This window comes from Methylomonas sp. HYX-M1 (genome assembly GCF_040741385.1).
Lineage (GTDB): Bacteria > Pseudomonadota > Gammaproteobacteria > Methylococcales > Methylomonadaceae > Methylomonas > Methylomonas rhizoryzae.
On the sequence record NZ_CP160405.1, the window covers coordinates 62,717 to 85,599 of the forward strand.

The 22,883-nt window shown below is 51.0% G+C and carries 13 protein-coding genes, 3 tRNA genes, 3 rRNA genes and 2 pseudogenes; 4 read left to right on the forward strand and 17 right to left on the reverse strand.

Annotated elements, in window-relative coordinates:
• Nucleotides 1-26: 26 nt before the first annotated feature.
• The 3 genes from ileS (at nucleotide 27) to AB0A83_RS00305 (ending at nucleotide 5,009) form a co-directional block, all read left to right on the forward strand.
• Nucleotides 27-2,858: an isoleucine--tRNA ligase gene (gene ileS / locus AB0A83_RS00295; protein ID WP_367155088.1), complete on the forward strand. Its 2,832-nt coding sequence runs from the start codon at nucleotides 27-29 to the stop codon at nucleotides 2,856-2,858.
• The gene (gene lspA, locus AB0A83_RS00300) at nucleotides 2,851-3,342 is read left to right on the forward strand and encodes a signal peptidase II (RefSeq protein ID WP_367155090.1); all 492 of its coding nucleotides are present in this window, start codon (nucleotides 2,851-2,853) and stop codon (nucleotides 3,340-3,342) included. Before ileS ends, lspA begins: the two co-directional genes overlap by 8 nt.
• Before the next feature lie 365 nt (nucleotides 3,343-3,707).
• A complete protein-coding gene (locus tag AB0A83_RS00305; protein WP_367155091.1) occupies nucleotides 3,708-5,009 on the forward strand; it encodes a lipopolysaccharide biosynthesis protein in 1,302 nt (433 codons plus the stop codon).
• On the opposite strand, the gene AB0A83_RS00310 is transcribed toward AB0A83_RS00305, so the two are convergent.
• Nucleotides 4,996-6,474: a hypothetical protein gene (locus AB0A83_RS00310; RefSeq protein WP_150046020.1), complete on the reverse strand. Its 1,479-nt coding sequence runs from the start codon at nucleotides 6,472-6,474 to the stop codon at nucleotides 4,996-4,998. The two genes, AB0A83_RS00305 and AB0A83_RS00310, sit on opposite strands and share 14 nt — an antisense overlap.
• 171 nt (nucleotides 6,475-6,645) lie before the next feature.
• Complete coding sequence (locus tag AB0A83_RS00315; protein ID WP_367155093.1) at nucleotides 6,646-8,121, reverse strand: OprO/OprP family phosphate-selective porin; 1,476 nt, start codon at nucleotides 8,119-8,121, stop codon at nucleotides 6,646-6,648.
• 593 nt (nucleotides 8,122-8,714) lie between these two features.
• Between AB0A83_RS00315 and AB0A83_RS00320 the strand changes: the two genes are divergently transcribed.
• Entirely contained in the window at nucleotides 8,715-9,230 is a 516-nt protein-coding gene (locus AB0A83_RS00320) for a hypothetical protein (protein ID WP_367155094.1), read from the forward strand.
• 329 nt (nucleotides 9,231-9,559) lie between these two features.
• Here AB0A83_RS00320 and AB0A83_RS00325 read toward each other — a convergent pair.
• The 15 genes and pseudogenes from AB0A83_RS00325 to nhaD form a co-directional block, all read right to left on the reverse strand.
• Nucleotides 9,560-9,697, reverse strand: a pseudogene (locus tag AB0A83_RS00325) (IS3 family transposase); the annotation flags it as partial.
• 34 nt (nucleotides 9,698-9,731) lie between these two features.
• A pseudogene (locus AB0A83_RS00330) lies at nucleotides 9,732-9,884 on the reverse strand (integrase arm-type DNA-binding domain-containing protein); the annotation flags it as partial.
• A gap of 173 nt (nucleotides 9,885-10,057) precedes the next feature.
• Nucleotides 10,058-10,144: transfer RNA gene (locus AB0A83_RS00335), tRNA-Leu, on the reverse strand.
• Nucleotides 10,145-10,306: 162 nt separating this feature from the next.
• Nucleotides 10,307-10,422: ribosomal RNA gene (rrf, locus tag AB0A83_RS00340) — 5S ribosomal RNA — on the reverse strand.
• Nucleotides 10,423-10,666: 244 nt separating this feature from the next.
• A 23S ribosomal RNA gene (locus AB0A83_RS00345) occupies nucleotides 10,667-13,561 on the reverse strand.
• 310 nt (nucleotides 13,562-13,871) lie between these two features.
• A tRNA-Ala gene (locus AB0A83_RS00350) sits at nucleotides 13,872-13,947 on the reverse strand.
• A 43-nt stretch (nucleotides 13,948-13,990) separates the two neighbouring features.
• Nucleotides 13,991-14,067: transfer RNA gene (locus AB0A83_RS00355), tRNA-Ile, on the reverse strand.
• A 61-nt stretch (nucleotides 14,068-14,128) separates the two neighbouring features.
• A 16S ribosomal RNA gene (locus tag AB0A83_RS00360) occupies nucleotides 14,129-15,663 on the reverse strand.
• The 16S, 23S and 5S rRNA genes sit together here with 3 tRNA genes alongside, the layout of an rRNA operon.
• Before the next feature lie 543 nt (nucleotides 15,664-16,206).
• Nucleotides 16,207-17,112: a flagellar motor protein MotB gene (gene motB / locus AB0A83_RS00365; RefSeq protein ID WP_150046024.1), complete on the reverse strand. Its 906-nt coding sequence runs from the start codon at nucleotides 17,110-17,112 to the stop codon at nucleotides 16,207-16,209.
• 11 nt (nucleotides 17,113-17,123) lie between these two features.
• On the reverse strand, nucleotides 17,124-17,969 hold the full coding sequence (gene motA / locus AB0A83_RS00370) for a flagellar motor stator protein MotA (RefSeq protein ID WP_150046025.1): 846 nt from the start codon (nucleotides 17,967-17,969) through the stop codon (nucleotides 17,124-17,126).
• A 24-nt stretch (nucleotides 17,970-17,993) separates the two neighbouring features.
• Nucleotides 17,994-18,920, reverse strand: coding sequence for a protein translocase subunit SecF (secF, locus tag AB0A83_RS00375; protein WP_150046026.1), 927 nt, complete (start codon nucleotides 18,918-18,920; stop codon nucleotides 17,994-17,996).
• A 54-nt stretch (nucleotides 18,921-18,974) separates the two neighbouring features.
• Nucleotides 18,975-20,432 carry a TrkH family potassium uptake protein gene (locus AB0A83_RS00380; RefSeq protein ID WP_150046027.1) on the reverse strand — a complete coding sequence of 486 codons (1,458 nt, stop codon included), beginning with the start codon at nucleotides 20,430-20,432 and terminating at the stop codon, nucleotides 18,975-18,977.
• 39 nt (nucleotides 20,433-20,471) lie between these two features.
• On the reverse strand, nucleotides 20,472-21,032 hold the full coding sequence (locus tag AB0A83_RS00385) for a DedA family protein (RefSeq protein WP_150046028.1): 561 nt from the start codon (nucleotides 21,030-21,032) through the stop codon (nucleotides 20,472-20,474).
• A 17-nt stretch (nucleotides 21,033-21,049) separates the two neighbouring features.
• Nucleotides 21,050-21,232, reverse strand: a complete 183-nt coding sequence (locus AB0A83_RS00390; protein WP_150046029.1) for a Sec-independent protein translocase subunit TatA — start codon at nucleotides 21,230-21,232, stop codon at nucleotides 21,050-21,052.
• A 23-nt stretch (nucleotides 21,233-21,255) separates the two neighbouring features.
• Entirely contained in the window at nucleotides 21,256-22,698 is a 1,443-nt protein-coding gene (gene nhaD, locus AB0A83_RS00395) for a sodium:proton antiporter NhaD (protein ID WP_150046030.1), read from the reverse strand.
• Between the last annotated feature and the right edge of the window lie 185 nt (nucleotides 22,699-22,883).

Genomic DNA, 22,883 nt, shown 5'->3' on the forward strand with positions numbered 1-22,883 from the left:
GTAAAAGGCGGCATAGAAAGAACACAATGACCATGGATTACAAACAGACTTTGCATCTCCCCAAAACCGAGTTCGCGATGAAGGCCAATCTGGCCCAGCGCGAACCGGACATGCTCAAGCAATGGACGGAAAAACAGCTTTACCAAAAAATTCGAGAGATTTGTGCCGGCCGGCCTAAATTCGTCTTGCACGACGGCCCTCCTTACGCCAACGGCGCGATCCACATCGGCCATGCGGTCAACAAAGTGCTGAAGGACATCATCGTCAAATCCAAAACCTTGGCCGGTTTCGACGCACCCTACGTACCGGGCTGGGATTGCCACGGCTTGCCTATCGAGTTGCAAGTGGAAAAAACCGTCGGCAAGGCCGGGGTTAAGGTATCGGCCGCCGAGTTTCGCAAACATTGCCGCAGCTACGCGGCCAAGCAAGTCGGCATACAGAAAGAAGAATTCATCCGCCTCGGCGTATTGGGCGATTGGGATAATCCGTATCTGACGATGGATTTCGTGTTCGAGGCCGACATCGTTCGCGCCTTGGGTCGCATCGCCGCCAAAGGCCACTTGAGCAAGGGCTTCAAGCCGGTGCATTGGTGTACCGATTGCGGATCGGCGTTGGCCGAGGCCGAAGTCGAATACGAAGACAAGCACTCGCCCGCCATCGACGTGCGGTTTGCCGTACTCGACGAGCATGCTTTGATGGCCCGCTGTCACCACGCCGGCGACCGCGAAGGCCACGGGCCGCTATCGGTGGTGATTTGGACCACCACGCCTTGGACCCTGCCCGCCAACCAAGCGGTCGCGCTGAATCCGGAATTGGAATACGCGGTGGTGCAATGCGAAATAGACGGTCAAGCCGAGCGCTTGCTGATAGCCGAAGCCTTGTTAAAAGACGCGGCCGTGCGCTACGGTATTGCTGAGCATCACGTAGTCGGCTATTGCAAGGGTAGCGCACTGGAAGGCTTGCTGCTGCAACATCCGTTTTATGACCGCCAGGTGCCTATCATCCTGGGCGAACACGTCACCACCGACGCCGGCACCGGCGCGGTGCACACTGCGCCGGGCCACGGCCAGGAAGACTACGTGGTTGGCATGAAATACGGTTTGCCGGTCGACAATCCGGTCGGCAGCAACGGCGTGTTCCTGCCCAATACCGAATTGTTCGCCGGACTGCACGTGTTTACTGCCAACGATAAAGTGCTGGAGGTACTGCGCGAGCGCGGCAAACTGTTGCACCATCACGCCCTGTTGCACAGTTATCCGCATTGCTGGCGCCACAAAACCCCGATCATTTTCCGCGCCACGCCGCAATGGTTCATCGCGATGGATCAAAACGGTCTGCGCGACACCGCGCTGGACGAAGTCAAGCGGGTCGATTGGGTGCCGGATTGGGGGCAGGCGCGCATTGAAGCAATGATTTCCAATCGTCCGGACTGGTGCATCTCGCGCCAACGCACCTGGGGCGTGCCGATTGCGTTGTTCGTCCACAAAGAGAGCGGCGAACTGCATCCGCGTAGCGCCGAACTGATCGAACAGGTAGCGCAACGCATCGAAGGGCAAGGCATAGAAGCCTGGTTCGAGCTGGATTCCGCCGAACTGTTGGGCGCGGAAGCCGAGCAGTACGAAAAGGTGAACGACACGCTGGACGTTTGGTTCGATTCCGGCGTCACCCATGCCGCCGTGCTGGAACGGCGCGAGCAATTGCGCTTCCCGGCCGATTTGTATCTGGAAGGCTCGGACCAGCACCGCGGCTGGTTTCAGTCGTCGTTGATGGCCTCGGTCGCGATGAGCGAGGTCGCGCCGTACAAACAAGTGTTGACCCACGGCTTCACCGTCGATGCCGAAGGCAAGAAGATGTCCAAGTCCAAGGGCAACGTGGTATTGCCGCAGACGGTGATGAAGTCCTTGGGCGCCGACGTGTTGCGCTTGTGGGTAGCCGGCACCGACTACCGCTACGAAATGTCGGTGTCCGACGAAATCCTGAAACGCACCTCGGACGCCTACCGGCGCTTGCGCAACACCGCGCGCTTCTTACTGGCGAATCTGGACGGCTTCGATCCTGCGCACCATTCGGTCGGCAAGGACGATTTGCTGGCGCTGGATCGTTGGGTGGTCGATAAAGCCTGGCAACTGCAGGAAGAGGTCAAGGCTGCTTACGATAGTTATCAATTTCAGGTGATTTATCAGAAAGTTTTGAACTTCTGCAGCATCGACCTGGGCGGTTTCTATCTGGACATCGTCAAGGACCGCCAATATACCGCCAAGGCGGATTGTCTGGCGCGCCGCTCCGGCCAGACCGCAATGTACCACGTCATCGAAGCGCTGGTGCGCTGGCTGGCGCCGATTACCAGTTACACCGCTGACGAAATCTGGCACTTCATTCCCGGCCAACGCAGCGAGTCGGTATTTTTGGAAACCTGGTACCAAGGCCTGTTCCCGCTGACAGCTAACGCAGAAATCAGCCGCGACACGTGGGACAAAGTCATGACGGTGCGGGCGGTAGTGGCAAAAGAACTGGAAGCGCTGCGTAAAGACGGCAAAATCGGCGCCTCGCTGAATGCGGAAGTCGAGTTATATTGCGACGAAAGTTATGCCGATGAACTGAACAAATTGGGCAAGGAACTGCATTTTGTGTTCATCACGTCCAATGCCGGGGTGTCGGCGATGCAGTTTTGCCCGGACGATGCGGTGTCAACCGATATTGAGGGTATCAAACTCAAAGTCAGCGTGTCCGAACACCCCAAATGTGTACGCTGCTGGCACCAGCGCTACGACGTCGGCGAACACGCCGAACATCCCGAGCTGTGCGGACGCTGCGTCGAAAACGTGGCCGGTGCCGGCGAGGCGCGCCATTATGCTTAAATGGTTATGGTTGTCGGCGCTGATCGTGCTGCTGGATCAAGCCAGCAAATTGGCGATCGATGCCAACATGCAGCTTTACCAATCCATACCGCTGCTGCCCTATTTCAACTTGACTTATGCCCGCAATACCGGCGCGGCCTTTAGTTTGCTGGCTCATGCCGGCGGCTGGCAGCGTTGGCTGTTCGCCGGTTTGGCGCTAGGCATCAGCTCGGTGATTGCGGTCTGGCTGAAACGCTTGCAACGGCACGAAACCCTGATGGCCGTCTCGTTATCCCTGATTCTGGGCGGGGCAATCGGCAACCTGATAGACCGGGTGGCTTACGGTTACGTCATCGATTTTCTGCACGTGTATTACCAGGATTGGCATTGGCCGGCGTTCAACGTAGCCGATTCGGCGATTTGTATCGGGGTGGGATTGATGTTGCTGGAAAATCTTACCAGCAAAACCGCCACACATTCCAAGACGGATCGTATTGAGTCGTAACGGATCGAGCGCCGCATTCAAATTGATTTGTCAGCAACCGCGTTGAATATTGCGCAGCCCCCCATCTCTGAATTACGCTCGTATTGCTGCTATTTTCTTGTCTAATTGCAACTGTATCTATCACTAGAAGTTAAACGCAACCGAATGGCCGCATTAGCCGGTTTGCGTTTTGGACTGAATCGCGCCTATCACGCGCAACTTTTTCCCGTTTAAACAATCCGTATAGCTGGTACAAACCGCGAAAGCATACACAAGGCTGCTCAAGCATGGCGGCTATCCAGCTTGCACTTTTTATAGCCCGGCTCCCCTACCCGATCACGATTCGGGGAGAATCCTTAAAACGCCAATTAACAGGGTAGGATAAATTGAACCAGGATTTTTCCATTCAACCGCAAAATTACGATTCTGCGGTGTTGTTTGGGTTGAGTCTGAGTAATTTCGGCTTGATGTATTTCGCCCACATTTACCTAGCCACTCATCTGACTCTTGATGCGTTCGAAGATTACAGCGTGGCCATTTCCCTAGTGAATATTCTTTCTACCCTTGCCACACTGGGTTTGGAAAAGAGCGCTTTACGCTTGGTTGCTTTATATATCGAACGAGAGAACTGGCCGCGCTTACGTGGCTATTGGTTATTTTCGTTGCGAGCGATTTTCTTGTTCAGCATTGTATTAATGGGGTTTGTCAGCGCAGGCTTGACTACCTGGCTGACCTGGCTGGCTATCGACTTCCATATTGGCCTGATTATCTATACCGGATTCTTACCGATTATTGCCTTGTGTCTGTTTGCGTTAGAAGTCGCGACCGTTTACGGCAGACAGGTTTGGGCATTATTTCTCTATCGCTTTTTGCTACCGGCCAGTTATTTACTAATGCTATTTGCGGTCGGCAATTCACCGTTAACTTTAAACGACAATACGGCTCTGATTTGTTTAGGCTCAGCATGGAGCTTGACCCTTTGTTTGTTAGGCGCAACTATCCGTTCGGCTCGTCCGGTTGCGGCTTGGCCGGCCAAGGCCGACACAGCCAGACGATTTGGATGGTTAAAGCGATCTTTGCCGTTATTGCTCAGCAGTTTGCTAATGACCGTGTTAGTGAGTGCCGGCACGCTGATTTTAAAAATTTTACATCCCTCGGAAGCCATGGTGGGCACTTATGCCGTAGCCATTCAAACCAGTAGCTTAATCGGGTTAATCGGTACATCCACCAACCGCTATTACTTGCCGATGTTGGTGGTGTTGATGGAGAGGCAACGATATGCCGAAGCGCTTGCCTTGTTAGGTAAGCGCATGCGTTTGATAGCCTGCCTTAGCGTCATCTTTTTTGGCATTGTGGTCCTTTACGGACCATCGATATTGCATTTGTTCGGCGCCAAATTCGATTTCGGATACCCTACCCTGTTAGTCTGTGCGGCCGGTGCGGTTTTTCATTCGCTGTTTTCGGATGCGCCCTACTACTTACAGTTTATGGGAATGAACCGGTTGGTTCTCAGTTTGATGGGGACTGGAGTAATAATGCTGATAGTATTGGCTAGTTGGCTGGGAAGCCGTTACGGCATGTTAGGCGTTGCGGTAAGCTACGCCGGTTCTACCGTGTTGGTATTCGTCGGATTGAAAGTGGTTGCCTCTCGGCACTTACGCAGTTTGGTTAGCCTTAATGCTCGATAGGCGTAACGCTGTGCACCACTTCGAAACAAGCCACGGTACCATTCATCTCGTTTGCCGCCAGCAAATAATGCGCGCCTTCGATTTGGAAGTGAGCAAGCCCCTCAGGCGAACTAATTTCATCGCCCGGAATTTTTCCTAAGGCAACGACTCGCGGCTGTTTGGGATTTTGCAAAGCAATCAATGCTAGGGAATCCGCCCGTTCCAAACCCACCACGGCCCAAGCTTTGCCGTTCATCTCGAATGCCACCAAACCTTCCGGTTCCGCGCCCTTTTTCTGGCTGCGCCTGTCCGGATATACTTGATGGGTGAAAGTGATTTCGTCGATTTGATTACCGGTATCGGCAACAAAATCCCCGGTGGCAGCATCGAACACACTCACGGTGCGTCCGCCGCTTTGCAGAGGTTCTTCGCCATCTTGGGCCTCGATATCCGTATCGCCTTCGTCGGCAGTCACGAAATATCGCCCGTCGGGAGTTAGCGCAATACCGTCCGGCTCTCTTAATGCCATCACCGATTGGTTAAACTCGATCCAGCCGTCCGATTTGCGGTCAGCCTCGTGTTCGGCAATGCCCATATTGAAATAACCCAGTACTTTACTGTTTTCCACGTCGACTTCCGCTACCTCGTTGGTTTCTTGCAAAGTCACGTAAGCCCGCTTACCGTCAGGTGCAACTGCGATATATTCAGGCTCCAGCAAGGTTTTCGAATTGGCGGTGATCGGAATCAGAATTTTAGCTTCACCCTTCTTTTCATTGCCGTAGACGTCGGCACCGTCGAACTGCCCCAACTTGACGTGTTTACTGTCGAATTTACCGTCTCCGTCGAAATCGACTTTCTTAGCGATTTTGCCGTCCCGATTCCAATCGATTTCGCGTTCTAAATAATGGCCTTTTTCAGCGATGACGAAGCCTTCCCGATGGGCGACATCGGCAAGCTCGATATTGGCATTGGCTTTGATTCGCCCTTTATCGTCCAGACGCACGATCGAAATACTGCCTTCGGCAGAAAAAAATTCTTGCGTATGCGGATCGAAGGAAAACTCTTCGCCCTCGTTGGCCACTAAAATCACTTTGCCGTCGTTTGAAAATATCACTGAGTCGGAGCCGTAACCAGTTTCGACGTGGTCCAATAAAGCCCCGGTTAGGGCGGAACGAATTTCCAGTCGGCCGCGCCATTCTCCCGCGTCGATCACGGCGGCGAAAACATCCAAACTCGGATGAAACGCTACGGAGGTTAATTCTTCACCTTGGTGTAAACCAAGGTTAAAGCGCCGGATTCGCGCAATTTTCGCGGGATGGTTCAAATCAAGGATGTCTGCTTCGCCGGTTTTAAAATTACTCAAGACCGCGCGCAGAGTGGACTGCTGGACGCTGATGATTTCAGTGCCGGCGTCGTAGCCCGAGTAATAGATGCAATGTGGTTGCAGCTGCGGATAATTTTCGCTCCGCAATACCGGAGATTGCATGCTACAGCCGGACAACAGAAGGAATGATAAGGCACAAAGGGCTTTCAACTACGTTCCTCGACAGACAAAAGATTCAGAGCGGGATCATATCGTAAAACAGTGCATATTAAAAAAGCCGCGCCGAATTTCCGGCGCGGCTTTTTGTGCGAGCGATAAGGCGTATAGGATAGATTAGAACGCCAACTGGCCGCGTAACATAAAGGTGTCTACATTAGGCTCCCCACCATCCGTAGTGGTCACTTTTGGATTATTCATATCCAGAGTTTTGTTGTAGTTAGCCATAAAGCGGATGTTGTTGTTCATGTACCAGTTCAGCGCTACGGTTAACAAAGACATCTGGCCTCCTTTGACTACGCCGCTATTCAAGTCGGCTTCGGAATACCGTGCTGCAAGCTCCCACGCCCCCCAAGTACCGTTCTTCAAACTAAAGTTGCTTTTGGGTTCAACTTTATAGAATTTACCTTTCTTGTATTTACGCGATTCGCCTGTCAGTGTGTAAGACGCTTCCGTGTACCAGCCGTTAAATTCGGCGTCGTCGTTGCCGTTTTTACGCTCCAACCACATTTGCGTATACTCGCCGCCCAAAGTAAAAGGTCCGTATAAGCCGTTGGCTTCTAAACCTACCATTTTGATGGCGTCGATATTGCTTATAGAACCGGTATCGATCAAATGCAGGTTAGACATATGAGAGGTTTCGGAACGCAGCCTCAAACTGCTGGTAGGTCCTTGAACGGCATCTGCAGCATTCGGATCTCTATAGTTACCGGCTATGCCCAAATGAATCAGTTTGGTCTTTTCGTTAATCGGCGCGTACGTCCAACGGGTGTTGATCGCCCAGCCTTCATCGGCTTTATCGTTTTGTGCATTAGGATCAACGGTCTCACCGTAAATACCGACTTGTCCCGTCCAGTCATTTTGGAAGCTGCCTACGTTCAAGCCGATGGCCCGGTCAACCGTAGGTTCGTTGAGCGCGTTCATCAGCGAGCGTTCCATGAACATCATATCGTTGGAGCTTTCTTGCAACTCCCGGCTAAATGCTTGTTTTTGTTGGCCGGCAGTGATTTCCATATCTTTTAAGCCGGTGTACTGGATGAACAAGTCTTTAGTCGATACCTTGTTATCCGCGAAATCCCACTGACTTTTGAAATCCCAGTCTTTGTAAAACGTTCCCAGCATTTCGATCCGCGCGCGACGAACTTCCGTGCCATCGTTTGCTTCGATACGATCCCCGTCTTCGGCCAAGTTATCATCGCCGCTGGTGTACGAAGCGTCCGCGTGGATACGGCCGCCCATTCTGAATTTAAAGTCTTTATCTTTGGACTCGAATTCAACACCTTTCTGACCCATTTTAACCTTAACCTCCTCCGTGGCTTTTACATGTTCGTCCAACGCTTTCAACTCGTTGTTTTTGAGCGCCAAGTCCTCTTTAATTTGCTCGATTTCCGCTTTTTGAGCTTCCAGCGCGGCTTTTTCTGAAGTTGAATCCTCTACCCTTTCAAATGAGCCCAGTTTTACTCGACCTTTACCGGGTTCGGCAAAGATTTGTTGAGTTTTTGAATCCACATACAAGTCCAAAGCCATGGCGTCGGTGCCTATGCTCGCGCCGATTATCGATGCCACCGCCAAGCCTAATTTCGAAAGCTTCATCCCGCAATTCTCCAAAAGATCTATTTATATTCAAATATTTATGTTTGAACAGTCGGCGCTTGACCGACTAGCCTGCGGCGATTGTAGGGATTGAATATGACAGTTTTATGACATAGGGCTTTGCAGCAGGTAAATCCGTTGCAAATTTGCCACAAAGCAAACTTTTAGAACTACTTTGAATTTTAAAAGCTTACGTGACGAACGTCGTTTTAAAACGGGGCTTGCGTTGAATTTCTACAACAAAAGCTCAGCGGACTAATCGCCTGCTGTTACCTGAGCCAACGGATTTTATTTAACGAGCGGAAAAGGCTTAGTTTTACCGAGTGAGCGGGTTTGTCGTTGTTGCCGATACCTTTGACGGTTAAGCGACGATGTTGACGAGTTTGCAACAAATCAGTGCAACTTTGCGCCAAACCAGTTTGTTTTGCAGGATGCAGAACTTAGGTAATCCATTTAATTCAAGTATTTTCAATACTTTAACTATAATGGTGTGCTTTATGCTTTGAATTGCTTGTGGGTGAAACAAGAGGCAGCAAACGGTTTCACTGAGATGATAAACGTAATGTAGTTTCAGCCTTCAAGGGAGAGTTGCCATGCAAATCATCAAGCATATTGTATTTTTCGTTTTTTTATGTTCTGGCAATTTGGTCCACGCCGGAGTCTGGACACCCGTAGCTACTCACGGCGACCTGTTAAACGGGGTGATGTCGTTCGTCGAAGCGGATAGTGCAGATTTTCAACTTTTCGATACGCCGAATTTTTCTTTCAGCCTACCGGCGTCTACGTTTATCCATGCCGATTCCGCAGCAAACCCGGATAGTTTTATTAGCCGGCCGGCGTTAACCGAGTTGGCTTTTACTGATTTCGCCATGGCCAAGCACGGAATATTATTTCGCGGAGCGCAAACCGGCGTCGAACCATTGATAGCCCATTTCTCTATCCCGGTTTTCTCGGACAATTCGGCATCAAAGTCGGCTCTGCTCGTCAACAACCCTATCGGCAATATTAGCAACAAGGCGTTGCCACAGTTAGCTTGGATGATGTGCGGTGCGATGATGTGTTTTTTGTTTCTGGAACGGCCTAAAAAAACCGATACTCTGGCAGCCTAATCCACCGCGTTTGTTTTCCCTCCGATGGCTTACCGGTCTACATCCGGGCGTTCGTATCATCGGAAGCAAGGCAATTGCAGCAAATAGTCTATTCCCATCCGGCGAGCATACTTGACTTGACCCGAATTTATCCTCGATTGGCGACGCTATAGCCTTGCTCGGGGTTGTGATTCTATTCGACAAGATTGTAAGCGCCCTTTAAATCACGCCATTGGTGGAGCTGTTCCGCAACTGCCTCCGGCAAAAACCGTCGAAGATTTCAAGGCATTGCTGCCTTGGCAACTCGTCGAGTCAAAACCACACAATAAACTGTTACAACGTAAGCGCCCAGCCGTACAGCCAAACTTGGCCGAAATCGATTGAATCACTGCCCATTCCGACGGGTATTCGTCTTGATGCTCTCGCACCATACGAACTGCTCGTTCTCGAATTTCCGATGAATAGTGTTTTGTAGTTTTCTCTTTCATGGCTCCATTCTCTCAAAAGTTGGAGCCTACGAGAAAACCAGGGCGATTCAGTATATACAAATTGCCAAAGTTTGGAGCCGCCAGACTTAACCCACAGATAAAGTCCGCCGCCATCATTGATGAAATAATCTTTTTCTTCTGGCTTGGCAGCCTTGTAGACCGCGTCCTTATTGAGTTTTTCAGACATCTTGCACGCCCCAGTGTGTACTTTTTCCGGAAGGTATCAGTGAGTACACGAAAAATACACGATTTGGTGTGTACTTGGCTAGTTTTCGTTGGATTGCGTCGGACAGTAAAAAACCCGCGAAGCCAGTAAACTTGCGGGTTTTGGATTGGGTTGCACCCAATTGGATGCATAAATGGTGCCTCAGACCGGAATCGAACCGGTACGACCTTGCGGTCGCGAGATTTTAAGTCTCGTGCGTCTACCTATTTCGCCACCGAGGCATGTTCTTATAGTATAAAATTTATCCCGAATATAATAGCCGCAAGCTATTGGAATACGCCACATCAGCGACAATGCCTTATAAACTCGATCTATTCAGCCATTGCCTCAAAGGTCTAAATTCAATTAAAAAAGCCCATCGAGGGATGGGCTTAAGAATAAGAGCTTGGCGATGACCTACTTTCACATGGCAAACTGCCACACTATCATCGGCGCGAAGCGGTTTCACTTCCGAGTTCGGGATGGGATCGGGTGGTTCACGCTTGCTATGGTCACCAAGCAAACTGGTTTGAAGGGGTTAGGCGCAAGGTAAAAAGTTCAGGGTTCAAAACAGCGGCGCTTCGCCGTGTAGCGTCTATCCTACTTTACCTTTCGTTTCCCTTCGTCATGAGCAGTATTGATAAAGGCTTCCGGTTTTTTGAACCTTGTACCTTGCTTCTTGTACCTGCCCTATGGAAATCTGTAGTTGCGATTGTTCTCTTACTTTTCAGCTACTGTCGCTGACCAAACGCATTGGGCGTTATATGGTCAAGCCTCACGGGCAATTAGTACACGTTAGCTACGCCCGTTACCGGACTTCCACACCGTGCCTATCAACGTTGTCGTCTCCAACGGCCCTTCAGGGGACTCAAGGTCCCAGTGAGATCTCATCTTGGGAGGGGCTTCCCGCTTAGATGCTTTCAGCGGTTATCCTGTCCGAACGTGGCTACCCGGCAATGCTCTTGGCAAAACAACCGGAACACCAGAGGTTCGTCCACTTCGGTCCTCTCGTACTAGAAGCAGCTTCCCTCAAATCTCAAACGCCCACGGCAGATAGGGACCGAACTGTCTCACGACGTTCTGAACCCAGCTCGCGTACCACTTTAAATGGCGAACAGCCATACCCTTGGGACCTGCTTCAGCCCCAGGATGTGATGAGCCGACATCGAGGTGCCAAACACCGCCGTCGATATGAACTCTTGGGCGGTATCAGCCTGTTATCCCCGGCGTACCTTTTATCCGTTGAGCGATGGCCCTTCCATACAGAACCACCGGATCACTAAGACCTACTTTCGTACCTGCTCGACTTGTCCGTCTCGCAGTCAAGCACCCTTATGCCTTTGCACTCATTGCCTGATTTCCGACCAGGCTGAGGGTACCTTCGTGCTCCTCCGTTACTCTTTAGGAGGAGACCGCCCCAGTCAAACTACCCACCAGACACTGTCCCTAACCCGGATCACGGGTCGAGGTTAGAACTCCAAACATACCAGGGTGGTATTTCAAGGATGGCTCCACAAGAACTAGCGTTCCTGCTTCACAGCCTCCCACCTATCCTACACAAGTAGGTTCAAAGTCCAGTGTCAAGCTATAGTAAAGGTGCACGGGGTCTTTCCGTCTAGCCGCGGGTACACTGCATCTTCACAGCGATTTCAATTTCACTGAGTCCCAGGTGGAGACAGTGTGGCCATCATTACGCCATTCGTGCAGGTCGGAACTTACCCGACAAGGAATTTCGCTACCTTAGGACCGTTATAGTTACGGCCGCCGTTTACTGGGGCTTCGATCAAGAGCTTCTCCTTACGGATAACCCCATCAATTAACCTTCCAGCACCGGGCAGGCGTCACACCCTATACGTCCACTTTCGTGTTTGCAGAGTGCTATGTTTTTGCTAAACAGTTGCAGCCACCGATTTTTTGCAACCCCCTTCCGCTTCAGCCGCGAGGGCTTACACGTACCAAGGGCATACCTTCTCCCGAAGTTACGGTATCATTTTGCCTAGTTCCTTCACCTGGGTTCTCTCAAGCGCCTTAGAATTTTCATCCCACCCACCTGTGTCGGTTTAGGGTACGGCCACCGATCACCTGAAGCTTAGAGGCTTTTCTTGGAAGCTTGGCATCTATCACTTCGCGGTTCCGAGGAACCACTCGTCATCACGTCTCAGCATATAGCCTCCCGGATTTGCCTAAGAGACCTGCCTACTTGCTTAAACTGCCACTTCCAACCGACAGCTGATATAGCCTTCTCCGTCACCCCATCGCAGTGATCACTGGTACAGGAATATTAACCTGTTTTCCATCGACTACGCCTTTCGGCCTCGCCTTAGGTGCCGACTAACCCTGCGTCGATTAACGTTGCGCAGGAAACCTTGGGTTTACGGCGAGGGGGTTTTTCACCCCCTTTATCGTTACTTATGTCAGCATTCGCACTTCTGATACCTCCAGCCGACTTTTCAATCGACCTTCGCAGGCGTACAGAACGCTCCTCTACCGCTCATCTTTCGATGAACCCGTAGCTTCGGTACTATGCTTAGCCCCGGTGAATCTTCCGCGCAGACCGACTCGACCAGTGAGCTATTACGCTTTCTTTAAAGGGTGGCTGCTTCTAAGCCAACCTCCTGGCTGTCTGGGCCTTTCCACATCGTTTCCCACTGAGCATAGATTTGGGGACCTTAGCTGACGGTCTGGGCTGTTTCCCTTTTCACGACGGACCTTATCACCCGCCGTGTGTCTCCCGTGCTCGCACTTCTCGGTATTCGGAGTTTGCATCGGTTTGGTAAGTCGGGATGACCCCCTAGCCGAAACAGTGCTCTACCCCCGAGAGTGATACACGAGGCGCTACCTAAATAGCTTTCGAGGAGAACCAGCTATCTCCGAGCTTGATTAGCCTTTCACTCCGATCCACAACTCATCCCCTACCTTTTCAACGGGAGTGGGTTCGGTCCTCCAGTGTGTGTTACCACACCTTCAACCTGGTCATGGATAGATCGCCCGGTTTCGGGTCTACACCTTGCGACTGAACGCCCTATTAAGACTCGGTTTCCCTACGCCTCCCCTATTCGGTTAAGCTTGCCACAAAATGTAAGTCGCTGACCCATTATACAAAAGGTACGCAGTCACCCCACGAAGGGGCTCCCACTGCTTGTACGCATACGGTTTCAGGTTCTATTTCACTCCCCTCTCCGGGGTTCTTTTCGCCTTTCCCTCACGGTACTGGTTCACTATCGGTCAGTCAGGAGTATTTAGCCTTGGAGGATGGTCCCCCCATATTCAGTCAACGTTTCACGTGCGCCGACCTACTCGATTTCATGATCAATGAGTTTTCGTGTACGGGGCTATCACCCTGTATCGCCGGACTTTCCAGACCGTTCCACTAACTCGTCAACCACTTAAGGGCTGGTCCCCGTTCGCTCGCCACTACTAAGGGAATCTCGGTTGATTTCTTTTCCTCCGGGTACTTAGATGTTTCAGTTCTCCGGGTTCGCTTCAGTGAGCTATGTATTCACTCAAAGATGACGAGGTTATCCTCGCCGGGTTTCCCCATTCAGACATCGCCGGATCACAGGTTGTTTGCCACCTCCCCGACGCTTTTCGCAGGCTACCACGTCTTTCATCGCCTCTGACTGCCAAGGCATCCACCGTATGCGCTTATTCACTTGACCATATAACCCGAATGCGTCTGTGTTTGAGCACAGTCGATGGTGTTATTCTAGTCAGCTGACATGTTCGCTGATGTTGCTTGAGAACGATTTGCTGTTTTCACCGTCCTCTTTCGAGACCGATTAAACGGCAATTCGCATCAGTTTTGATCGTTTCCGATCAAGACTTGTTTACAGATTTCCATATTGTTAAAGAGCACTTGATACAAATATCAAGTCTATAAAGTCTTAAGGCCAACGACGCAAGGTCTCTTGACCGTAAAAGTTTATAGAGTTGATGCCGGCATCTTGACTTCAGATCGACGTCACAGAATGGTGGAGCCAGGGAGGATCGAACTCCCGACCTCCTGCGTGCAAGGCAGGCGCTCTCCCAGCTGAGCTATGGCCCCGAATACGATTCACTACACGCTTATTCGTGCTTTGTGTATGCGTTGGTGGGTCTGGGAGGATTTGAACCTCCGACCTCACCCTTATCAGGGGTGCGCTCTAACCAACTGAGCTACAGACCCAGGTGTGTCGTGTGGTATCGAAATAATGTGTTGTGAGCACGTAGAGCCGTTTCTGTCTTTGTAAGGAGGTGATCCAGCCCCAGGTTCCCCTAGGGCTACCTTGTTACGACTTCACCCCAGTCATGAATCACAAAGTGGTAAGCGCCCTCCCGAAGGTTAAACTACCTACTTCTTTTGCAACCCACTCCCATGGTGTGACGGGCGGTGTGTACAAGGCCCGGGAACGTATTCACCGCAGCATTCTGATCTGCGATTACTAGCGATTCCGACTTCATGCAGTCGAGTTGCAGACTGCAATCCGGACTAAGACCGGCTTTTTGGGATTAGCTTGCTCTCGCGAGATCGCAACCCTCTGTACCGGCCATTGTAGCACGTGTGTAGCCCTACCCATAAGGGCCATGATGACTTGACGTCGTCCCCACCTTCCTCCGGTTTATCACCGGCAGTCTCCCTAGAGTTCCCGGCCGAACCGCTGGCAACTAAGGATAAGGGTTGCGCTCGTTACGGGACTTAACCCAACATCTCACGACACGAGCTGACGACAGCCATGCAGCACCTGTCTCAGAGTTCCCGAAGGCACTCCGCTATCTCTAACAGATTCTCTGGATGTCAAGGGTAGGTAAGGTTCTTCGCGTTGCATCGAATTAAACCACATGCTCCACCGCTTGTGCGGGCCCCCGTCAATTCATTTGAGTTTTAGCCTTGCGGCCGTACTCCCCAGGCGGTCAACTTAATACGTTAGCTCCACCACTAAGCACTTAAAGCGCCCAACGGTTAGTTGACATCGTTTACGGCGTGGACTACCAGGGTATCTAATCCTGTTTGCTACCCACGCTTTCGTACCTCAGCGTCAGTTTGAGTCCAGAGAGCCGCCTTCGCCACTGGTGTTCCTTCAGATCTCTACGCATTTCACCGCTACACCTGAAATTCCACTCTCCTCTACTCAACTCTAGTTTTCCAGTATCAAATGCAGTTCCCAGGTTAAGCCCAGGGCTTTCACATCTGACTTAAAAAACCGCCTACGCACGCTTTACGCCCAGTAATTCCGATTAACGCTTGCACCCTCCGTATTACCGCGGCTGCTGGCACGGAGTTAGCCGGTGCTTCTTGTATGGGTAATGTCAGTCTACCGGGTATTAACCGATAGGTATTCCTTCCCATTGAAAGTGCTTTACAACCCTCAGGCCTTCTTCACACACGCGGTATTGCTGGATCAGGCTTGCGCCCATTGTCCAATATTCCCCACTGCTGCCTCCCGTAGGAGTCTGGGCCGTGTCTCAGTCCCAGTGTGGCTGATCATCCTCTCAGACCAGCTACGGATCGTCGCCTTGGTAGGCCTTTACCCTACCAACTAGCTAATCCGACATAGGCTCATCTATTAGCGCAAGGCCAAAAGGTCCCCTGCTTTCATCCGTAGATCGTATGCGGTATTAGCGTGAGTTTCCCCACGTTATCCCCCACTAATAGGCAGATTCCTATGCATTACTCACCCGTCCGCCACTCATCAAAGGTGCAAGCACCTTATCAGCGTTCGACTTGCATGTGTTAAGCATACCGCCAGCGTTCAATCTGAGCCATGATCAAACTCTTCAGTTTAAATCTAAAGCGATACTAAGAAAGATTAGTATCCAATCTTGACTCGACTACAGAACGTGCATTACATTAATTGACGTGGTCTGTATGTCGACTATTTCTTAACAGAAATTCGTCGCCCTACATGCCCACACACATTATTTCGATTTTCTTGTTAAAGAGCCGGCGGCTTAGCGCCCCGTTGAGCCTGTGCATTCTACAGCATTTCACAGACTTGTCAAACTTATTTTTTCCACCTTCCCGAGCTTCGCACACCCTGCGCAATCCCCTCACATCCCTACAATCTTCCACTCTCTCGAAAGGAGCCGACTATTCTAACTCATACTCGTCTTATGTCAACACATTTTTATCCCATTCAAGGTGAGCTCGAAGTTAGAGACGCATAACTTTGCTCGTTCCTCCGATTCTACAGCCTAGGCAAGACTTTCCCGCTGCTACTCAACCCGGTAAACCGGCGCACTGTGCATCAGCTTGTTTTCGTTGTAATTTGCCTCAAACTCTGCCTTTTTCAGGCTTTGCAACAAAGCCAACCAAAAACATATCCCGCTATTGCCGCAAATTATCCTGAATTTGTTGCTTGTTCTGCTCAGTCAGATTGCCGCGTATCACTTGGTTTTCGGTTTTTTTATTCATCACGATGATGGAGATGCGCCGGTTCATCGGATCATTTGGCGCTTGGACGTTGTAAGGAATGCTGGACGCCAAACCGACCACCCGCAACATCTTATCCGCCGCCAACCCACCTTGAACCAATTCCCGCCGCGCGATGTTGGCTCTATCACTGGATAATTCCCAATTGGAATAACCGGCGTCGTTATCCGGGAAAGGCAAGGCGTCGGTATGGCCGTTGATGGTAATTTTATTCGGCAATTCGTTGATAACTTTGGCGATCTCTTGCAGGATCAGGCGCGCGTAGTCCTCAATGCGCGAGCTGGCCAATTTGAACATCGGCCTGTTCTTGGCGTCGATGATCTGAATTTTCAAACCTTCAGGCGTTTGTTCCAACTGAATTTGATCCCGGTACTCGGCCAATTGTGCATTTGCATCCAACATCGACTCTATTTTGTGCTGCAATTGCTCCAATTTGACCTGTTCCTGCTCTTCTGCGAGTTTTTCGATTTGCTCCTGAGTAGGTTCACTGGGAGGTTTGTCCTCACCCATGTGCACTTGTCCGGCTTCTTTGGCGGAAAGATCTTGGCCGCCGCCGGGGATAATCGCGGTACGGTCGCCTACACCTTGGCCGCCGTTTAACGATACCGAGAACGGATTTTGAAAATATTCGGAGATTCCTTGCAGCGATTTTTCATCCATTGTACCCAACAGCCACATCAATAAAAAAAATGCCATCATCGCCGTCACGAAATCGGCATAGGCGATTTTCCAAGCGCCGCCATGGTGGCCGTGTCCTGCTTTCTTTTTGATTTTTTTGATGATAATAGGATTTTCGGACATGCGCCTGAGCCTTATTTACCCGATTTCAGAAAACTTTCCATTTCGCTAAAGCTAGGGCGAACGTGATGCGGGATACTGCAGCGCATGAATTCCACCGTCATCGGCGGCGAAGTGCCTTTGGCGCAATTCAGTAGACCTTTTTGCGCACAGCGGTAAGCGTGGGCTTCCTCTTCCAACCGGTCTTCCATCACCGCGGCAACCGGACCGACAAAACCGTACGAAATTAAAATACCCAAGAAGGTACCAACCAGTGCCGCCGCAATCAATTTGCCCAATTCGGCGGGTGGAATCCCCACCGATTCCATGGTGTGGACCACGCCCATCACCGCTGCGACGATACCGAAAGCCGGCATACCGTCTCCGACCCGCTGCACAGCTTTGATAGGGGCATGACCGGTTTCATGGTGTACTTCGATTTCCGCGTCAATCAAATCCTCCAATTGATTCAAATCGACCCCGGTCAATACCATCCGTAACTTATCGCATACGAATTCCATCAAATGATGGTCGTCGGCCACCTTGCCGCCAAACACCGAACTGCCCACCGGGTCGTCCACCACTTTTTCCAACGACAGCAAGCCCTCCTTGCGGGCCTTTTGCGCCAAAGCGCTAAAACTCATCAATAAGTCCAGATAATATTCTTTGCTATAGCGGCTACCTTTCAGCGTTCCCATGCCGCCGCCGATCGCGTCCTTAATCGTGCTCATCGAGTTACTGGCGACGAATGCGCCGAAGGCCGAACCGCCGATAATCAGCAGTTCGACAGGTTGTACCAGAACCCCTAAATGGCCGCCGGCCATTAAAAAGCCGCCGAGCACGCAACCTAAAATGATCACATAACCGATGATGACAAACATATTCGCCTTTAAGGTTGATAGATGTTAAGGAAGGTCGTCCAGCGTTGCTTCCTGCGCTTTAGGCAGTAAATCTTCGCGGCTCAATCCCATGCTCAACGCAAGGGAGCTGGCAATGTATATAGACGAATATGTGCCTTTTATCACGCCGATCAGCATGGCAATTGCGAATCCATGTATGGTTTTTCCGCCGAGCAATGCTAATGCCAGCAAGGTCAGAAATACGGTGAACGAAGTTAGAATGGTTCGACTCAAGGTGTCGTTCAAAGCCCGGTTGGCGATGTCGGAGATCGACTCTTGCCGACTGCTGCGCACGGTTTCGCGTATCCTGTCATAAACCACGATAGTGTCGTTGATGGAGTATCCCACCAAGGCCAGAATCGCGGATAGTACGGTCATATCGAATTCCCAGCCGAACACCGAGAAAAATCCCATGGTAATGATGGTATCGTGAAACAGAGCCGCTATCGCTCCGATCGACAATTTCCACTCGAATCGAACACTGACGTAAATCATAACGCCGATAAACGACAGTAGAATCGCGATACCACCGTCATTGAACAGATCTTCGCCGACTTGCGGCCCGACAAATTCCACCCGGCGCATATCGCCAGCTTCGGTTTGGCTGCTGTTCGCAACGTTCAAAATGCGTTCGGTCAGTTGCTTCTGCTCGATATCCGCCACCGGTTTCAGGCGAATCAATACGTCTTGCGAACTGCCGTAATGTTGAAGGTTGGCGTCTTCGAATCCTTGGCCTTCCAAAGTAGCGCGCATTTTCTCCAAATCCACCGATTGCGGATAATGTAGTTCGTAAACGCTGCCGCCGGTAAAATCGATGCCAAGGTGCATGCCGTTGACGAAAAACGAGGCAATGGAAATTAAAAATAAGGTTCCGGAGAAAAAGAACGCTAGTTTGCGTTTGCCTAGAAAATCGATGGGGGTGGAAGGTTTCATGAGTAAGTTTTCGAGTAAAAGTAATGACAAAGTTCGAGCAAAGTAAACGCCGCTTCAGCTTTTCCAAAAAGTCGGGTTGAACAACATTATCAGGGTAATGACTTCCAAACGCCCCAGAAGCATGGCAATTGAGCAAATCCAGGTTTGAAAATCGCTGAGGCTAGCGTAGTTGGTTGCGGGCCCGACTTGATGCAAACCGGGGCCGGCGTTGTTGATACAAGCGAGAATGGCGCTAAGCGCGGAAATCGGCTCCATCCCGGCGAACATCAGCGTGAACGTCAGCACAACGATGGATATGAAATACAAAAAAATGAAAGCCAATACCGCGAAGATGATTTTATTGGCGACGATGGTATTGCCGATGCGGATCGGATTGATGGCGCGCGGGTGCAAAATTCTGAACATTTCCCGCCCGGCTTGTTTAATCAACAGCAAAGCGCGAAACATTTTGATGCCTCCGCCAGTCGAGCCGGTACAAGCCGTCAGACAACTCAGATACAGCATCCACCAGGGAACAAATGCCGGCCATTGATCGTAATCGACGCTGACGAAACCGCAGTCGGTCGCAATGGACACTAAATTGAAAGTAACGTGGCGTAGACTAACCAGAAACTCCGGATAAGTCTGCATCTGATACAAATACGCGCTACACAGCAAAATACTACAGGCCAAAAGTCCCAGCATGGGGAGCGCTTCCGGATCGGCAAAATAAGGCGCAACGCTACGGCGATGGAAGGCGTCGTAATGAATGGCGAAATTCATCGCCGAAATCAACATGAACACGGTCAACACCCATTCGATGGCCGGCGAATCGTAAAACCCGATACTGGCATCGTGAGTGGAAAGACCGCCTAAAGACAAGGTCGCGAACGCATGACAGATTGCGTCGAACCAACCCATACCGGCCAGTTTCAGACAAAGTATGCACAGCACAGTGATACCGGCGTAAACGAACCACAACAATCGGGCGGTTTCGGTGATACGCGGCGTCATTTTGCCGTCTTTGACAGGACCGGCGATTTCGGCTTTGTAAAGCTGCATGCCGCCGACACCCAGCAAGGGTAAAACGGCGACGGCCAATACGATAATGCCCAATCCGCCTATCCAATTCAATTCGTGGCGCCACAGGTTCAATGCCGGCGCCAATTGATCCAGTCCGCTCAATATCGTTGCGCCGGTAGTGGTAAAGCCGGATACCGTTTCGAAAAATGCGTCGGTAAACGACAAACCCGGAATGCCCCACATCAGCGGCAAGGCGGCTACCGAAGACATCAATATCCAAAAAAACGCTACCAATAAGTAGCCGTCGCGGTTCTTCAATTCACCGCGAAAGCGCATGGTCGCCAGGGATAACAAGCAACCGCTGCCGATATTCAACAACATGCCGTCCACAAAAAACGCTTCGGTACCGTCCTTGTAAATCAACGCGGCAGTAATCGGCAACAAGTACGTTAGGCCGAATACCATCAGGATCAGCCCAAGCACGAAAATTAAGTTATAAAAGCGATTCATTAGGGGGGATGGACCTGCCCTTAACAAGCGGAACGAGCTTTATTCGGTTTTTTCGGAGTTGCGGGAAGAACGCCAAAACAGAAATGCGCCGAGCACAAGCAAGCCAATGAGCAAGTGGCGCTCGTATTGTTTGATGTCGCCAAGAAAAGTATGAGCAATATCGCCGAATTCGTACCCCAGATAGCCTACGGCGATTGCCCACAACAGAGCACCTAAGCCGTTGAGTGCGAAAAATTTACCCGAATGCAAACCGCTTGCGCCGATAACGAACGGGGTTACGTTGCGTATACCGTATAAAAAACGAAAACCCAACACGATTTTAAGTGGATGCCGGTGCAGCAATTTGAATACCTTGTCGGCTTTACGGTGCCAAAGCGGGCGTTTTTCCAGAAAAGCGATACCTTTGTGGCGGCCAAGATGAAAAAATAGCTGATCGCCGGCAAAAGTACCCGCAAAAGCGGTACACACCACCCAAGGCAACTGCAGATAACCTAAATGCGCAAAAAGGCCGGCGATCACCAAGATGGTTTCGCCCTCCAGAAAAGTACCCACCAAAAGCGCCCAATAACCGTAATCGATGATCAGTTGTTGAAAATCCATATTTACAATCTATTCCTTCAATCCGATTCGTCCGGAGACCGACCGGCCTCGCTTTGCTTGGCTTCGCCTTCTTTGAGAGCTTGCCTGAAACCTTTGATTGCCCCACCTAAATCCTCTCCCAAATTTCTTAGGCGCTTACCGCCGAAAACTACCAGTGCGATAGCTAAAACGACCAATAAATGCGGAATGCTGAAACCCATGACAACTCCTGCGCCGATAGCGCTCAAAAATACCGTTGGTTGAGCAAAAAATGCACGGCAATGCTGCCGGCAAATCCCAAAAGAATGGCCGGCATCCAACGCAAATGCCGGCTAAAGCTGTAAGCGCCTTTCATCTGCCCCAATAAACCGACGCCGGCGGCGGAACCTATTGCCAATAAGCTACCGCCGACGCCGGCCGTCAAAGTCACCAACAACCATTGGCCTTCGGAAATATCGGGATGCATGGTCAATACCGCAAACATGATGGTGCCGTTATCGATGAAGGCCGACAAAATCCCGACCAGTATATTAGCGTAAGTCGGATCCATGCCCGCGTAAAGCACATCGGACATCAAAGTTAAATAGCCGATGAAGCTCAAGCCGCCGACGCTAACCATAACACCGTAAAAAAACAATAGTGTGTCCCATTCCAAATCCGCCACACTTTTAAAAACGTCGAACCGCTCGGGTTTGGCCGGTTTCGGCAATTCGACGTCGAAAAACTTGTACACGTACTCGAAGCGGTTTTGTTCGGACTTCGGCTCGGTTTTCTGCAGGTAAAAACCTAGAAATTTCAGATAAGTCAGGCCGGCCAGCATGCCGGCGACCGGCGGCAAATCCAGAAAATTCTCAAAGCACACCGCCGTAACGATGGTCAATAAAAACAGAACGACCATAGACAGAGCGCCGCGTTTCATCGGTTGGGCCACGCCGATTGCGGCCGGCTGCTGCGCCGGTATCCAAAAATGCATGATCGCGGCCGGAATCGCGAAGTTGACCACGGCGGGAATGAATAGGCTGTAAAAATCGGCAAACGGCACCACTCCGCTTTGCCAAACCAACAAGGTGGTAATGTCGCCGAACGGGCTGAACGAACCACCGGCGTTGGCGGCGACCACGATATTGATGCAGGCGATGCCTAAGAAACGCGGATTGTCTTTGCCCATGGCCATGATAACCGCACCCATCAACAAGGCGGTCGTTAAATTGTTGCACACCGACGACAGTGCAAACGACATCACCCCGGTAATCCAGAACAATTGTCGGTAACTGAAGCCCTTGCTCAACAGCCATATCCGCAAACTGTCGAATACCCCGCGGTCTTGCATGGCGTTCAAATAAGCCATGGATACCATGATGAACAAGAACAATTCAGCATAGCCTTCCAGTACCGCTCTAAAGGCTACGCCTACTTGGGTATCGAAACCGCTGTAAACGTAATAGCCGGCTATCAGTCCCCAAATCAAACTAGCGGCCAACACCATCGGTTTGGATTTATGCAGTTCGATGACTTCTTCGATCATGGCCAGCACGTAGGCGATGGCAAATATCGCAACGGCGGCGAAGCCAATCCAATGGCCGGTTAAATCGACTCGGGATGCCGACTCTACCGAGCCCCCCGCCCAGGAAGCCACGGGAGCGGTCAAAAGTAATACAAGTGCTGAGATCAGTTGATACGGGGCCATGCCTACCCTATGCTTACGCCGTAAATATGCGGTCAAACCGATGCGATCCCGTCCATCCTTGGCCCTCGGTTTGCGAGGCGACAGTCGAGATTGCGGTTAGTCCAAATTGGAGGAGCGGGAACCCGGACTATTTCGAGTTCCCTTCGTTAACTTTTGAATTCTATCTTAAGGGCGCAGGAACGGCC

Excerpts from the sequence above, each read along its gene's own strand:
- ileS (WP_367155088.1), top strand. The coding sequence starts at position 27 with ATGACCATGGATTACAAACAGACTTTGCATCTCCCCAAAACCGAGTTC.
- lspA (WP_367155090.1), top strand. The coding sequence starts at position 2,851 with ATGCTTAAATGGTTATGGTTGTCGGCGCTGATCGTGCTGCTGGATCAA.
- AB0A83_RS00310 (WP_150046020.1), bottom strand. The coding sequence starts at position 6,474 with ATGCAATCTCCGGTATTGCGGAGCGAAAATTATCCGCAGCTGCAACCA.
- AB0A83_RS00315 (WP_367155093.1), bottom strand. The coding sequence starts at position 8,121 with ATGAAGCTTTCGAAATTAGGCTTGGCGGTGGCATCGATAATCGGCGCG.
- AB0A83_RS00320 (WP_367155094.1), top strand. The coding sequence starts at position 8,715 with ATGCAAATCATCAAGCATATTGTATTTTTCGTTTTTTTATGTTCTGGC.
- motB (WP_150046024.1), bottom strand. The coding sequence starts at position 17,112 with ATGTCCGAAAATCCTATTATCATCAAAAAAATCAAAAAGAAAGCAGGA.
- motA (WP_150046025.1), bottom strand. The coding sequence starts at position 17,969 with ATGTTTGTCATCATCGGTTATGTGATCATTTTAGGTTGCGTGCTCGGC.
- secF (WP_150046026.1), bottom strand. The coding sequence starts at position 18,920 with ATGAAACCTTCCACCCCCATCGATTTTCTAGGCAAACGCAAACTAGCG.
- AB0A83_RS00380 (WP_150046027.1), bottom strand. The coding sequence starts at position 20,432 with ATGAATCGCTTTTATAACTTAATTTTCGTGCTTGGGCTGATCCTGATG.
- AB0A83_RS00385 (WP_150046028.1), bottom strand. The coding sequence starts at position 21,032 with ATGGATTTTCAACAACTGATCATCGATTACGGTTATTGGGCGCTTTTG.
- AB0A83_RS00390 (WP_150046029.1), bottom strand. The coding sequence starts at position 21,232 with ATGGGTTTCAGCATTCCGCATTTATTGGTCGTTTTAGCTATCGCACTG.
- nhaD (WP_150046030.1), bottom strand. The coding sequence starts at position 22,698 with ATGGCCCCGTATCAACTGATCTCAGCACTTGTATTACTTTTGACCGCT.